This window comes from Pseudomonas sp. B21-054 (assembly GCF_026016345.1).
Classification (GTDB): Bacteria; Pseudomonadota; Gammaproteobacteria; order Pseudomonadales; family Pseudomonadaceae; genus Aquipseudomonas.
Genome location: NZ_CP087204.1, coordinates 6107932 through 6121952, shown reverse-complemented (window position 1 = coordinate 6121952; position 14021 = coordinate 6107932). Strand labels below are relative to the sequence as shown.

The following is a 14021-nucleotide window of genomic DNA, read 5'->3' as shown; positions in this document are numbered from 1 at the left end:
CTATCGCTTGAGCCCTGGCTTGACCCGCAGCGCCTTGGCCTTCGCCTCGATCACCAGATACATCACCACCGTGATCAGCAACGGCAAGATGAAGTAGATCGCCCGGTACGCAATCAGCCCCGCCAACAGGCTGCCCCGCGACACCTCATGCTGCAACAGCGCGATAAACACCGCCTCCAGCACCCCGAGCCCCGCCGGAATGTGGGTAATGACCCCGGCAATGCTGCTGATCAGCAACACACCGAGCACCACCGGATAATCCAGCTTGCTGGGTAATAAGGTGAAAATCACTGCGGCCATCAGCGACCAGTTCAGCGCTCCCAATGCCAGTTGCAGCACAGCCATGCGCAGCGACGGCAGGTTGATTTCCATGCCGCGAATCGTCCAGGCCCGCCGCTTGGAGAACCGACAGGCCACCAGGTAACCGGCGCTCGCCAAGAGCAAGAGCGCGCCCACGCCTTGCAGCGCATCGCTGCTCAGTTTCCAGCCCGGCGGCATCGTCACCAGGCCGCTGCTGAACACCACGCCGGCCAGGGTCATGTAGCCGAACCAGTTGGTGGCCAGGCTCAAGCCGAGGATCTTGGCGATGTTGCCGGTGCTGACCCCCAGTCGCGAATACAGCCGATAGCGCATGGCGATGCCGCCGACCCAGGCGCTGAGGTTGAGGTTGAAGGCGTAGCTGATCACCCCCACCGGCAAGATTTGTCGCCAACCCAGTTTCTGCCGGATATAGGTGCGGCCGATCAGGTCGAAACAGGCATAAGTAATGAAACTGGTGATGGTCAACGCCGCGGCGATGATCAAGGTGCGCACCTTGAAGTCCGCCAGGGTGGCGAACACTTCCGACCAGTCGATGCGTCGGGCCAGGGTCGTGAACAGCACGATCAGCAGCAGGAAGAAGGCCAGGGTCAGCGGTCTTTTCCAGCGGCTCCAGCGTGACGCCGGTTTGGCCTGCTCCGGCCCGTGGGCGTCTCTCGGCGCGGTGTGCGCTTCAGAGTGGTTCATGGGGTTCGCTCCGAACCGCCGTCGGCGGCGAAAAAGGTTTCAGACGCGGTTTATGGGCCGGCAGCCAGCCGGCCCAGGCCGGAAAGTGGCGCAGGAAGTGGAACACCATGAAACCGATGGTCATGCGCCACAACAGGCCCCGGGGGGCGTGATTCTCGGGCATGACGGTGCAGTGATTGCGGCTCAGATGATCGAGGCGCTGGAACAGTTCGCGGTTGAACCCGCGGTCGCGGATCAGCACGTTGGCTTCCAGGTTCAGGGACAGGCTCAAAGGGTCGAGGTTGCTTGAGCCAACAGTGCTCCAATCCTCATCCACCAGCGCGACTTTGCCGTGCAACGGTCGCTCGCAGTATTCGTAGATCACCACGCCGGCCTTGAGCAGGTAGTCGTAAAGCATCCGCGCCGCGAGCTTGGCGATCATCATGTCCGGCTGGCCCTGCAGGATCAGCCGCACCTCCACGCCACGCCGCGCCGCATTCCGGATTTCCCGCAGCAACCGATAGCCCGGGAAGAAGTAGGCATTGGCGATCACCACCCGCCGCTGGGCGCTGCGCAGTACTTGCAGGTAGACCTCTTCGATGTCGGTCTGATGCTCGTGGTTGTCGCGATAGACCAGGCGCACCTGGCCGTCATGATCGTTGAAGGCCAACTCGTTGCGCCGATTGCGACGCCGTTGCCACCAGTATTTGGCCCGGGCAGGCCGGCCGCTCTGCAACAGCGCGAAGTGATGGATATCCACCACCGCCGGGCCTTTGATCTCTACGGAATAATCCTGCTTGGCCTCGGGGCCGAAATCGCCCAGGTGATCGGCGGAAAAGTTGATCCCGCCGATAAACGCAATCACCCCGTCCACCACCACGATCTTGCGGTGCAGGCGGCGGAACCAGTTGGTTCGGATCCCCAGGCGCCGGGGGGCGGGATCGAACATTTGCAGGCGCACGCCGGCCTCGCTCAGCGACGCCAGAAACTCGGTGGTCAGCTCACCGCAGCCAAAGCCGTCGAGGCTGACGGTGATGCGCACGCCGCGCCGGGCGGCATCCACCAGCAGATCCCGCAGTTCATTGCCGACCTTGTCCTCGAACAGGATGAAGGTTTCCAGGAGAATTTCGCTCTCGGCGCGGCGAATGGCTTCGAAAACCCGGGGGAAATATTCCTCGCCGTTTTCCAGCAGCGTGACGCGGTTATTGCCGTGCCAGCCGTATTCGATATCGGCCAGCGCCGGGTTGCGCTCGGTGGGTGGAACCTCGATCTGTTCGACCGTCGCCTTGTTCATTGTCGCGCTCATAATTCGATCTCCACCGACAGCGGTGCATGGTCGGACAGGTGCGACCAGGGACGTACGCTCAGCACTTTGGGGTGATGGGCCTTGAGGTTGCGCACGTAGATGCGGTCCAGGCGCAGGATCGGCAGGCGCGCCGGGAAGCTGCGGGCCGGCTTGCCCAACTGCTCGGCGAACACTTCCCGCAGGCCACAGGGTTCGAGCAGCTCACTGGCCTTGCCGCGCCAGTCGTTGAAGTCCCCGGCGACGATCACTGGCGCCTCGGGCGGCAGCTCGCTCAAGCGCTGGCAAAGCAGTTTCAATTGCTCGACGCGATGACCTTCGCGCAATCCCAGGTGCACGCAAATGGCATGGATGTGCAACCCGTCGCCACCCGGCAAACGCAGCACGCTGTGGAGCATGCCGCGGTTTTCATGGCCGCTGATGGACACGTCCAGGTTGTCGTGGCGGATGATCTGGAATTTCGACAACAGCGCATTGCCATGGTCGCCTGCCGGGTAGACCGCATTGCGCCCGTAGGCGAACTGCGGCCAGAGGCTGTCGGCGAGGAACTCGTATTGGGGCATGCTTGGCCAGTTGTTGTAGCGCTGGGGGTGGTGTTCGTGGGTGCCGTGCACTTCCTGCAAAAACACCACGTCGGCGGACACGCTGCGCACCGCTTCGCGCAGTTCCGGCAGGATGAAACGCCGGTTCAGGGCGGTGAAGCCCTTATGGGTGTTGACCGTCAGCACGGTGAAACGGTTGATCGGCTCGACGTCCTGGGCCAGGTGCTGGGTCGGATCGTGGGTCGCTTCGGTGGATTCTGGAATGCTCATGGCAATACTCCCTCGGCCGGGCGCTCACCGGGTGTGGTGGCGAGGTCCTTGTCCAGGTCGAAGCGCTCCAGTAAGTGGCGCGCGTCATAGGGTGCGCGGACTTTGATGTCGTTGTCGAAATAGCAGAACACTTCCCGGCTCTTGCGCGCCCGGGGTTTCTTTTTCGGGTCGATCAGATGGGCGTCGGCGGGCTGCTTGCCTTGGCTCCAGGCCTGGATCCGGTCACCCCAGCGTTTCAAGGCTTCGTCGGTGTAGCCGCTGGCGTACAGCTCCTCGGCGCCGTGCAGGCGCAGGTAGACGAAATCACTGGTGACGTCTTCGCGATAGGGCCACTTGCCGGCGGTGTCGGCGATCACCAGGGCAATGTCGTAGCGTTTGAGCAAGGTGATGAAGTGCGGGTCGATGAAACTTTCATGGCGGATTTCGACGGCGTGGCGCAGTGGGCGTTTTTTATCGGTCTTGGTGCTGACGTGGCCGTCCATGCGCGGTTCGTGCTCGCCGGCCAGGGCGGCAGCGTCTTCGGTGTCGTGGGGCAGTTGCTTGAGAAAGTCTTCGAACAGTTCGGGGTCGAATTTGAAGCTGGGCGGGAACTGCCAGAGGATGGCGCCCAATTTCTCCTTGAGCTCCAGCACGCCGGAGGCGAAGAAATTGGCCAGCGGCTTGCGGATGTCCCGCAGGCGCTTGATGTGGGTGATGAAACGCGGCGCCTTGACACTGAACACAAAGCCGGGCGGCGTCTCGGCGTACCACTGGGCATACCGTTCGGGGCGTTGCAGGGCGTAGAACGATCCATTGATTTCGATGCTGTTGACCGCTCGCGAAGCAAATTGCAATTCCCGTTTCTGGGTCAGCCCCTTGGGGTAGAAGTCCCCTCGCCAAGGCGTGTAACGCCAACCGGAAATGCCAATGTGGATCGCCGTCATGTGTCCCTCCCGTGCCAATGACCTCGTGCAGCCTCTGTTTTGTGATGACTGCCGGGGGGCGTAGAAAGTTTCGATGGGCTTACCGGCGGTGGAGTAGACGGTGAAGTACTGTGGCGAGGGGATTTATCCCCGCTGGGCTGCGCAGCAGCCCCCCCAACAAGCACATCAGGTGAATTTGACCCACCGAGGTGACGGTTTCCGGGACTGCTTCGCAGTCCAGCGGGGATAAATCCCCTCGCCACAGGGGAGGATTGGCCTTGCGAGCGAACTTGCCGGCGCAATATTGATCAGTTCCTTACCGAACCTGTGTGAAGGAGCCTCGCGTTTTGTCTCGATTGAGTACCGCATTGTTGCTGGTTTTGTTGGCGTTGACCGGCACGGACGCCCACGGGACCGCCGCTATCCCCGGCACCTCGAAACCCAGTGAAGCCCCCGCCGAACCCGAGCCGCTGGTGCAGGGTGGTTTATTGGGCGCCATCAGTTCGAGCATCGACGACGTCCAGGACAAACTCGACCTCAACCAGAGCCTGGTGGACGCCTGGCGCCTGCGGGCGGATCGGGCGGCGGATGAGGTGGACCGGCTGGTGGACCAGACTTCCCGTTCATCCTGGCGCGTAGCGGGGGATTTCCTCTTGCTGTCCGGCGTCTGGATCGGAGCCTTTGCGCTGATCTGGACGGCGGCCCGGCTGCTGGTGCGACAGCTGGGGCGTCGGCGTTGGCTGCTCACCCGCCAGCGGGTCCGGGACCTGCTCGGTTACCTGCTGCCCTATACCGTACCGGCGTTGGTCTGCCTGCCGCTGACCCTGTACGTCAGCCATTTCCTGCAAGTCTCGGTGGGGCGCGCCCTGGCGCTGTGTTTCGCCTACGCCACCAGCAGCGGTATTTTCTCCACGTCAGTGCTGCTGTGCGTGATCGTGATGTTCAACGCCGGTCACAAACGCCGGGCGGTGGCGATGATTCGTCGCGTGAGCCCCAGGCCGCTGTTCATGATCGGCTTTCTCGCCGCCCTCAGCGACGCCCTGACCAGCCCGCAGATCGCCCGGCAACTGGGTGGCAATATCACCAGCAGCATCGCGGTATTCACCGGCTTGTTCGCCTCGGTGATCTTCGGCTGGCTGGTGATTCGCCTGCGCCGGCCGGTGGCGCACCTGATCCGCAACCGGCCACTGGCCCAGCGCTTGAAGCAGCCGGCTTTGCAAGAGTCGCTGCGGATTTTTTCCGGGCTCTGGTACTGGCCGATCCTGCTGATGGTGCTGGTGTCGGCGGTGAGCCTGATTGGCGTTGGCGAAGACAACCAGAAAGCCCTGCGCTGCGCGTTGTTCACTACGATCCTGCTGATTGCGATGGTGTTCCTCAGCACGGTGTTCCAGCACATCTTCAAGTCGCCCAAGGCCGAGGCCATCCAGCGTAACAGCGCCTATAAAGGCCGCCTGTTGAGCTTGCTGCATGCATTGTTGCGGATCGTCATGGCGGTGGCGTTCATTGAAATTCTCGGGCGGATCTGGGGGATTTCGCTGTTCGAGTTTGCCTCGCGCAATGCCATAGGCCGGGCGATCAGTGATTCCTTGAGCCGCATCGGCCTGATCTTCCTGATGACCTGGCTGACCTGGGTGGTGCTCGACACGGCGATCCAGGAAGCCTTGAAACCACCGCTGAACAAGCGCGGGGCCCGCCAGCCCAGCACGCGGATCAAGACCATCCTGCCGCTGCTGCGCAACGCGGCAAAAATCATCCTGGTGGTGATTTGCGCGATCACCACCATGGCCAACCTGGGCATCAACGTCGCGCCGTTGCTGGCCGGTGCCGGGGTGGTGGGGCTGGCGATCGGTTTCGGTTCGCAGCAATTGGTGCAGGACGTGATCACCGGGCTGTTCATCATCATCGAGGACACGCTGTCCATCGGCGACTGGGTGGTGCTCGACTCCGGCCATGCCGGCACCGTCGAAGGCCTGACCATCCGCACCTTGCGCCTGCGCGACGGCAAGGGCTTCGTGCACTCGGTGCCGTTCGGCCAGATCAAGGCCGTGACCAACCAGTCCCGGCAATTTGCCTTTGCGTTCTTCTCCGTGCAGTTCACCTACGACACCGACGTGGACCAGGCCATCGAGCTGATTCGCGAAGCCGGGCGCTCGATCTCCGAAGACCCGTTCCTCAAGTTCAACCTGCAAGGACCGCTGGATGTGTTCGGCGTGGACAAGATGGACCTCAACGGTGTGGTGCTCACGGCGCAGTTTCGCACGGTGTCGGGTGGGCAGTATGCGGTGAGCCGGGCGTTCAACCAGCGTTTGAAGAAGCTTGTGGATAACCATCCGGCGGTGCACTTTGCGCAGACTTATCCACAGCAGGTGATGTTGCCCAAGCGGTTGGTTGAGGAGAAGAAAGAGGGGGAAGAGGTGCCTGATCCATCTCGGTAGTGGGTGAGGTTTGTGGTGGGGCTGCCGGCGCCATCGCGAGCAAGCTCGCTCCCACAGTAGGTTTGTGGTGAATGTACAACCCCTGTGGGAGCGAGCTTGCTCGCGATAGGGCCCGCCCAGACACCCTCAACCTTTCTGAACAAGCTTGTTCCGGACCTCAGCCATCCCTTGAGCATCCAACTCCATCCAAAGATGCTGCTTGCCGGCAATCTGCGCCGCCACCGGCAACCCATCGCGATACACCAGCCGATTACTCGCCAGCGCCGGCACTTTCGCCCCCGGCAGCAGGGTGCCGGCCAGGTTCAGCGGGTCGACGCCGCACACCGCCACCAGACTGCCGTCGGTAGGGCGGCGACGGGTTTCGCGCAGCAACGGAATCGCTTCGGGCAGGGCGAATTGTTCGCCCGCCAGCCCGCTGACGAACCGCCCGCCCCGAATTTCGCCCCGCGCCTCCAGCCGATGAAAGGTGCGCAGTAACTCGCGCCAGCTCGGCAGCCAATCGGCCTCCCGTTCCAGCAGGCGCCAGAACACCACGCCGTAACGGCGCAGCAGGGTCATGGCTATATGTTCCAGTGTCTCGGGCGGTGTTGGCGCGGATCGGTTGCCTTCCACGGGCGCGGGCCCACTGCGGCGCAGCAAGGCCCAGCGCCCGGCGTCGTCCATGCCGCCGACAAACGCCCCGCGCCCGCGTCGACTGCTGCGGGCCTGGCGTTTGCTGGCGGGGGTGATCAGCGCGCGCAGGCCGGCGAAGCTGTCGGCGTTCACCAACCCGGCGCCCACCAGTTCCTGCAAGGCGATTTCCAGTTCGCTGCGCAACAGGTGGGCTTCGTGCAGCAGTTCGTCAAAAAACAGTGCGCCGTGCTCGCTGAGGGCTTGATGGACTTTCTGCGTCTTGGGCGACAGATCGCTGACCGGGGTTTGCTCGGCCAGGCTGCTCCACAGCGCGACCTGGCTGCGCGGCAGCAACACCACCGGCGTGCTGCGCAGGGCACTGGCCGAGAGCTTCTGACGAGCACTCAAACGCGTCCACACCAGCTTGCCGCTGCGACACAGCTCATCGAGCCAACTCGGCGAATAGTCCTTTATCCGCGCTGGCAGCAAGTCACTGTCCCAGGCCGAGGCGGCGGCCGGGTAGCCTTCGAACTGGCTGATGATCGAAGGCAGCACGGCGCTGCCCCGGCCTTGGTTGGACGGCGACAGATGCTGCCAGTCGAACAGGAAACGCATGAAATCCTGCAGCATCACCGGTTCGATTTCCCGGCGCAGGCGCTTGACGGTGTAGCGATGGATGCGCGCCAACAAATGCCGCTCGCACCATTCCTCCTGGCCGGTGCCCGGCGTGAAACGGCCACGCAGCACATAACCCTGCTGCTCAAGCAACGCCAGGGCCTGGGTGACTTGCGGTGTCGACAGTCCCAGCGGGTAGGCGATGGCTTTCAACGGCAGCGGGCCAAAGGCGCTGAGCCGGGCGCGGAGTAGCTCTACCACGGCTTCGTCGCCAACCCAGGCATCATCGAAACCGGCCAGGGGCGTCAGCGGTGGCTGCCATTGGGCCTGTGGATAAACCGCTTGCAGGCAGGTCAGCCGCTCCAGCGCCACCCACAGGCCACGTTCGGCGCTGATCTGCACATGGCTGGCGCGACCGCCCGCGGCCAACGCCTGCAACCAATCCGGCCACGACGCGTGGGCGCTGGCCTCGCTGTCGGCGATACAGGCCAGGCTCATCAATGCTTCGTGCATTTCATCGAGATTAGTGGGGTTCGGCCAGGCTTCGTCCCGGACCGATTGGATGGCCTCGGCATCCAGCGCGCCCAGATCATCGGTGGACTGTGGATCGCTCCAACGCCGGTTGAGCACCGCCTGGGTGCGCCGTTCTTCCAGCGGCGCGTCGTCGAGAAAGGTGTAGGGCCGGGCGCTGAGGATTTCTGCCGCCAGGGGCGAGGGCGCCGGCAGGTCGCGGCTGATCAGGCGAATCTCGCCGGCTTCCATGCGCCGCAACAGCGCCAGCCAGCCTTCGCTGTCCATGGCCTCGTGCAGGCAATCGTCGAGGGTCTGTTCCACCAGCGGGTGGTCGGGAATCTCCCGCTCGCCGGCCAGGTTTTCCAGGCAGGCGATCTGGTCGGGAAACACGCTGGCGATCAGGTCTTCGCTTTTCATCCGCTGGATCTGCGGGGCGACTTTGCGCCCGCCGGTGTAGCGCGGCAACGCCAGGGCCACACCGGCGTTCCAGCGCCAGCGCACACCGAACAGCGGCGCATCCAGCACCGCCTGGACCAGGATCTGTTCGGCGCTGTGGCTGTTCAGGTAGCGCCAAACCTCGTCCAGCTCGAAGCTGTGGCTGGTGGACAGCGACAGCACGATGGCGTCCTCGCTGGCGGCCGCTTGCAGTTCGAAATTGAAGGTGCGGCAGAAGCGCTTGCGCAAGGCCAGGCCCCAGGCGCGGTTGATGCGGCTGCCCAAAGGCGTGTGGATGATCAGTTGCGTGCCGCCGGATTCATCGAAAAAGCGCTCCATCAACAGGGTGTCCTGGGACGGCAGGGCGCCGAAGGCCAAGCGCGCCGGGGCCAGGTAATCCACCAATTGCTCGGCGCTGGCCAGGTTCAGTTGCAAGGTGCCGGTCAGCCAATCCAGGGCCGGTTGCAGATTACCCGGCGTGGCGCCGAGCAATTGATCGAGCTGGGCTTGCAGGCGCGCCACGGCCAAAGACAATTCGTCGCTGCGCCCCGGGGCTTCGCCGAGCCAGAACGGAATGGTCGGCGGTTGGCCCTGGGCGTCCTCGACCCGCACACGACCGGTCTCGACGCGGATGATGCGGTAGGAGGTATTGCCCAGTTGGAACACATCGCCGGCAATGCTCTCCACCGCGAAGTCTTCGTTGACGCTGCCGATGTTCAGCCCTTGGGGTTCGAGCAGCACGCTGTAGTCGGCGTTGTCCGGGATGGTGCCGCCGCTGGTCACCGCCGTCAGCTTGCTGCCCCGGCGCCCGCGCAAGGTACGGGTCACGGCGTCCCGGTGCAGGTAGGCACTGCGTACACCCTGGCGACCGTTGAGGCCTTCGGCGAGCATCTGCAACAGCGCCTGGTAATGCCCTTCGTCCAGTTCCGCGTAGGGCGATGCGCGGCGCAAGGTTTCCAGCAGTGCCTGTTCCTGCCATTCCTGGCAACTGACCTCGGCGACGATCTGCTGGGCCAATACGTCCAGGGGTGCCTTGGGGATGTGCAAAATATCCAGCTCGCCACGGCGCACGCAGTCGAGGAGGGCGGCGCACTCGATCAAATCGTCGCGGGTGGTGGCGAACAGGCGTCCCTTGGGCGTGCCGCCGACCTGGTGGCCCGAGCGACCAACTCTTTGTAGAAACGCCGAGATCGAACGGGGCGAGGCGATCTGGCACACCAGGTCGACATCGCCGATATCGATACCCAGTTCCAGGGAGGCGGTGGCGATCAGCACCTGCAAGTCGCCGTGCTTGAGACGTTGCTCGGCGTCGAGGCGAAATTCCTTGGCCAGGCTGCCGTGATGGGCCGCCACGGCGTCCTTGCCCAGGCGCTCGCTCAGATGACGGCTCAGGCGTTCGGCCAGGCGGCGGGTGTTGACGAACACCAGGGTGGTGCGATGTCCCCGGGCCAGCTCGGCGAGGCGGTTGTAGACCAGCTCCCAGACATCGTTGGCCATCACCGCCGAGAGCGGCACCGGCGGCACTTCGATGTCCAGGTCCCGGGGGCGGGCGTGGCCGATGTCGACGATGTCACAGGTGCGCCCATGGCCCACGAGGAAGCGCGACACCGCTTCGATGGGCTTTTGGGTGGCCGACAGGCCAATGCGCATCAGTGGTTCGGCACACAGCGCCTGCAAGCGCTCCAGGCTCAAGGCCAGGTGGCTGCCACGTTTGCTGGCGGCAATCGCGTGGATTTCGTCGACGATTACTGTGCGGGTGCTGGCGAGCATCTGCCGGCCGGAGTCGGAACCGAGCAGCACGTAGAGCGATTCGGGGGTGGTCACCAGGATGTGCGGTGCAGTCTTGCGCATCGCCGTGCGTTCTTTCTGCGGCGTGTCGCCGGTGCGCACGGCGGTGGTGATGTGCAGGGGCGGCAGGTGCATGTGTCGCAGCTGTTCGGTGATGCCGGCCAGCGGGTTTTGCAGGTTGATCTGGATGTCGTTGCTCAGCGCCTTGAGCGGCGAGACATAGACCACCAGGGTCTGGTCCGGCAGGCCGCCCTGTTCCAGGCCGCGGTGCACCAGGTCATCGAGCACGGCGAGAAACGCGGTCAGGGTCTTGCCCGAACCGGTGGGCGCGGCCACCAGGGTCGAACGACGCTGGCCGATTAATGGCCACGCCTGGGCCTGGGCGGCCGTGACCGCCGGGAAGGTCTGGCTGAACCAGGCGCGAACGGCGGGGTGAAAGCCTGCCATGGCGTGGTCGGCTGCAAGAGGCAGATTCATAAGATCAGTTTATGCGGGCGAGGAGGGGAGGATGCAAGTACTGATACTGTGCCTGTGGCGAGGGGATTTATCCCCGCTGGGCTGCGAAGCAGCCCCAAACAAGCAAATGGGATATATCTGACCCACCCCTGGTGGCAATTAAAGGGGCTGCTGCGCAGCCCAGCGGGGATAAATCCCCTCGCCACAAGTCAGCGACCAGCCTTGTAAGACGCTCAAACCTGGCGATCCACACTTTACGGATGACGGTTGCGCACTAAACCCGCAAAATGCAACGATTCCGACAACGCCTGCGGGCGTTATCGACCAAATTATTGTGCCAATAGACTGGGCCTGCTGACTTTATGCGAATGCGCCTTATGTTACTGGGCGGCGGAAATGCCCTTGGGCAGGCGCTGATTCGCCTCGGTGCAGAAGAAGACATCGGTTTTCTTGCCCCCCGCCCACCCGAAGACGGTTGGGATGCCGCGAGCCTGACGCAGCTGCTCGACGACACCCGCCCGGACGCCTTGATCAACCTGGCGTACTACTTCGACTGGTTTCAGGCCGAGACCGTCAGCGAGCAGCGCCTGGCCGGCCAGGAGCGTGCTGTCGAGCGCCTGGCCGAGCTGTGCCAGCATCACAACATCGTCTTGCTGCAACCGTCGAGCTATCGCGTGTTCGACGGTTCCCGTGCCACCGCCTACAGCGAAAAGGACGAACCCGTGCCCCTGGGCTTGCGTGGCCAGGCGTTGTGGCGGATCGAGCAAAGCGTGCGCGCCACCTGCCCGCAGCATGTGCTGCTGCGTTTCGGCTGGCTGCTGGACGACAGCGTCGATGGCATCCTTGGACGTTTCCTGGCCCGGGCCGAACAACCCGAAGAGCTGCTGCTGGCCGATGACCGTCGGGGTAATCCGACGCCGGTGGACGATGCGGCACGGGTGATCATCTCGGTGCTCAAGCAACTCGATTGCGCCGCTCCGCTGTGGGGCACCTATCATTACGCCGGACACGAGGCGACCACGCCGCTGGCGCTGGGCCAGGCGATCCTCACCGAAGCCCGCGCCCTGCATCCCCTGGCGGTCGAGTCACCCACGCCCCAGGCTCACGCCGCACGGCCGGACGCCGCGGAAGAACCGCAACACGCGGTGCTGGCCTGCAAGAAAATATTGCACACCTTCGGGATCAAGCCGCGCGCCTGGCGCGCCGCCCTCCCGGGTTTACTGGATAGGTTTTATCGCCATGGCTGAAGGCCCTGTTTTAATCACCGGCGGTGCGGGTTTCATTGGCTCGCACCTGACCGACGCTTTGCTTGCCAAGGGACATTCGGTACGCATCCTCGATGACCTCTCCACCGGCAAGCGCGGCAACCTGCCGCTGGATAACCCTGATGTCGAGTTGATCGAAGGCGACGTCGCCGATGCCGCGCTGGTGGCCCGGGCCATGGCCGGTTGCAGCGCCGTGGCGCACCTGGCCGCCGTGGCTTCGGTACAAGCCTCGGTGGACGACCCGGTGCGCACGCACCAGAGCAACTTCATCGGCACCCTGAATGTCTGCGAAGCCATGCGCCAGGCTGGTGTGAAGCGGGTGCTGTTCGCTTCCAGCGCAGCGGTCTACGGCAACAATGGCGAAGGCGAGTCCATCGACGAAGAAACCCCCAAGGCGCCGCTCACGCCCTATGCCTCGGACAAGCTGGCCAGCGAATTCTACTTCGACTTCTATCGCCGCCAGCACGCGCTGGAGCCGGTGGTGTTCCGCTTCTTCAACATCTACGGCCCGCGCCAGGATCCGTCCTCGCCGTATTCCGGGGTCATCAGCATCTTCAGCGAACGGGCGCAGAAAGGCCTGCCGATCACCGTGTTCGGCGACGGCGAGCAGACCCGGGATTTTGTCTACGTCGAAGACCTGGTGGACTTGCTGGTGCAAGCCATCGAAAAGCCTGCGGTGGAAGTGGGGGCAGTGAATGTCGGCTGGAACCAGGCCACGACCCTCAAGCAGATGCTCCAGGCCCTGGCCGCGGTGGTCGGTGACCTGCCGCCGATCAGCTATGGCCCGGCACGTTCCGGCGATATCCGCCACTCCCGGGCTGACAACCATCGGTTGTTGCAGCGCTTTAGCTTTCCCCCGCAAACGCCGATGAGTGTGGGATTGGCGCGGCTGTTGGGCCGCTGAGTTTTCCACCGCCCAAAAACTGTGGGAGCGAGCTTGCTCGCGATAGCGCTGGGTCAGTCAACATCATTGCTGGCTGATCCACCGTCATCGCGAGCAAGCTCGCTCCCACAGGGATGTTCGTACCTTTAAGTTCGACTTAGAACTTGTAGCCCAACCCCACCATGTAGATGAACGGATCCACATCGACATTCACCTTGGCCCGGGTCCCGCCGGCCACGGCGTTGTTGTCGACATAAGCGGTGGTGTCGATGTCGATGTAGCGAATCTGGCCGTTGATCATCACGTTGTCGGTCAGCATGTAGTCGGCGCCCACTTGCCACGCCATGCCCCAGCTGTTGCTCGCGCGAAAGTTGCTGAAGCCGTTGGCGCTGGCTTCGCTGCCGACGTGTTCGTCGTAGATCCAGGTGTAGTTGATGCCGGCGCCGACATAGGGCTGGAACGCCGACTTGGCGTCGAGCGGGTAGTAGACCAGGCTCAAGGTCGGCGGTAGGTGCTTAAGGGTGCCGAGCTTGTTGTTGGCCGCGCCCAAGGCGGTGCCTTTGATCTTCACATCGTGCTCGAACGGCGAGGCTGCCAGCAGTTCGATGCCCAGGTTGTTGGTGATCATGTAGGCGAAGTTCAGGCCCAGTTGCGTGTCGCTGCTCATGGTCGCCTTGCCGCCCAGATCGGCACCGGCCAGCGGGCCACGGTCGACATTGACGCTGGAACTGTCGGCTTCTGGATTGACGGTAATGGCGCCGGCGCGAACGATGATATCGCCAGCCGTGTGGGCCTGGGCGAGCGGGGCGGCGAGCGCGAGGGCAACGAGGGAAGCGCTGAGCAAGGACTTGTGCATGGGGGCTCCAGAGGACATTTCAAATTGATGTCCCATGGTACGGAGCCGTCTGGCCCGGTCTTTTGACACAGCTCAATGAGTCTTGGCCGATTAATTGACTCAGCTCAATAAAATGCTGATGAGCAAGACTTGACGGCCCCATCGCGAGCAAGCTCGCTCCCA

General features: G+C 63.5%; 9 protein-coding genes. 3 read left to right on the top strand and 6 right to left on the bottom strand.

Going from position 1 to position 14021, the window contains the following annotated elements:
• From LOY70_RS26570 to LOY70_RS26555, 4 genes are read right to left on the bottom strand one after another with little or no spacing between them, the layout of a single operon-like run.
• The gene (locus LOY70_RS26570; protein WP_123344012.1) at positions 1–1005 is read right to left on the bottom strand and encodes a lysylphosphatidylglycerol synthase domain-containing protein; all 1005 of its coding nucleotides are present in this window, start codon (positions 1003–1005) and stop codon (positions 1–3) included.
• Positions 992–2290, bottom strand: coding sequence for a cardiolipin synthase ClsB (gene clsB, locus LOY70_RS26565; protein ID WP_413776621.1), 1299 nt, complete (start codon positions 2288–2290; stop codon positions 992–994). Before clsB ends, LOY70_RS26570 begins: the two co-directional genes overlap by 14 nt.
• Positions 2287–3099 carry an endonuclease/exonuclease/phosphatase family protein gene (locus LOY70_RS26560; RefSeq protein WP_265030940.1) on the bottom strand — a complete coding sequence of 271 codons (813 nt, stop codon included), beginning with the start codon at positions 3097–3099 and terminating at the stop codon, positions 2287–2289. The genes clsB and LOY70_RS26560 overlap by 4 nt, the downstream gene beginning before the upstream one ends.
• Entirely contained in the window at positions 3096–4022 is a 927-nt protein-coding gene (locus LOY70_RS26555; RefSeq protein WP_265030938.1) for a DUF72 domain-containing protein, read from the bottom strand. The genes LOY70_RS26560 and LOY70_RS26555 overlap by 4 nt, the downstream gene beginning before the upstream one ends.
• Positions 4023–4348: 326 nt before the next feature.
• Here LOY70_RS26555 and LOY70_RS26550 point away from each other — a divergent pair, with 326 nt between their 5' ends.
• Positions 4349–6436, top strand: a complete 2088-nt coding sequence (locus LOY70_RS26550; RefSeq protein WP_265030936.1) for a mechanosensitive ion channel family protein — start codon at positions 4349–4351, stop codon at positions 6434–6436.
• A 126-nt stretch (positions 6437–6562) separates the two neighbouring features.
• Here the strand turns inward: LOY70_RS26550 and LOY70_RS26545 are convergent, their stop codons facing one another.
• Positions 6563–10876, bottom strand: a complete 4314-nt coding sequence (locus tag LOY70_RS26545; RefSeq protein WP_265030934.1) for a DEAD/DEAH box helicase — start codon at positions 10874–10876, stop codon at positions 6563–6565.
• A gap of 341 nt (positions 10877–11217) precedes the next feature.
• On the opposite strand from LOY70_RS26545, the gene LOY70_RS26540 reads away from it, so the two are divergent.
• Positions 11218–12102 (top strand): sugar nucleotide-binding protein, encoded by an 885-nt coding sequence (locus LOY70_RS26540; protein ID WP_123344007.1) that lies wholly within the window; start codon positions 11218–11220, stop codon positions 12100–12102.
• Positions 12095–13024 (top strand): NAD-dependent epimerase/dehydratase family protein, encoded by a 930-nt coding sequence (locus LOY70_RS26535; protein ID WP_265030931.1) that lies wholly within the window; start codon positions 12095–12097, stop codon positions 13022–13024. The genes LOY70_RS26540 and LOY70_RS26535 overlap by 8 nt, the downstream gene beginning before the upstream one ends.
• 136 nt (positions 13025–13160) lie before the next feature.
• Here LOY70_RS26535 and LOY70_RS26530 read toward each other — a convergent pair whose 3' ends face one another.
• Entirely contained in the window at positions 13161–13859 is a 699-nt protein-coding gene (locus LOY70_RS26530; RefSeq protein ID WP_265030929.1) for an OmpW/AlkL family protein, read from the bottom strand.
• Between the last annotated feature and the right edge of the window lie 162 nt (positions 13860–14021).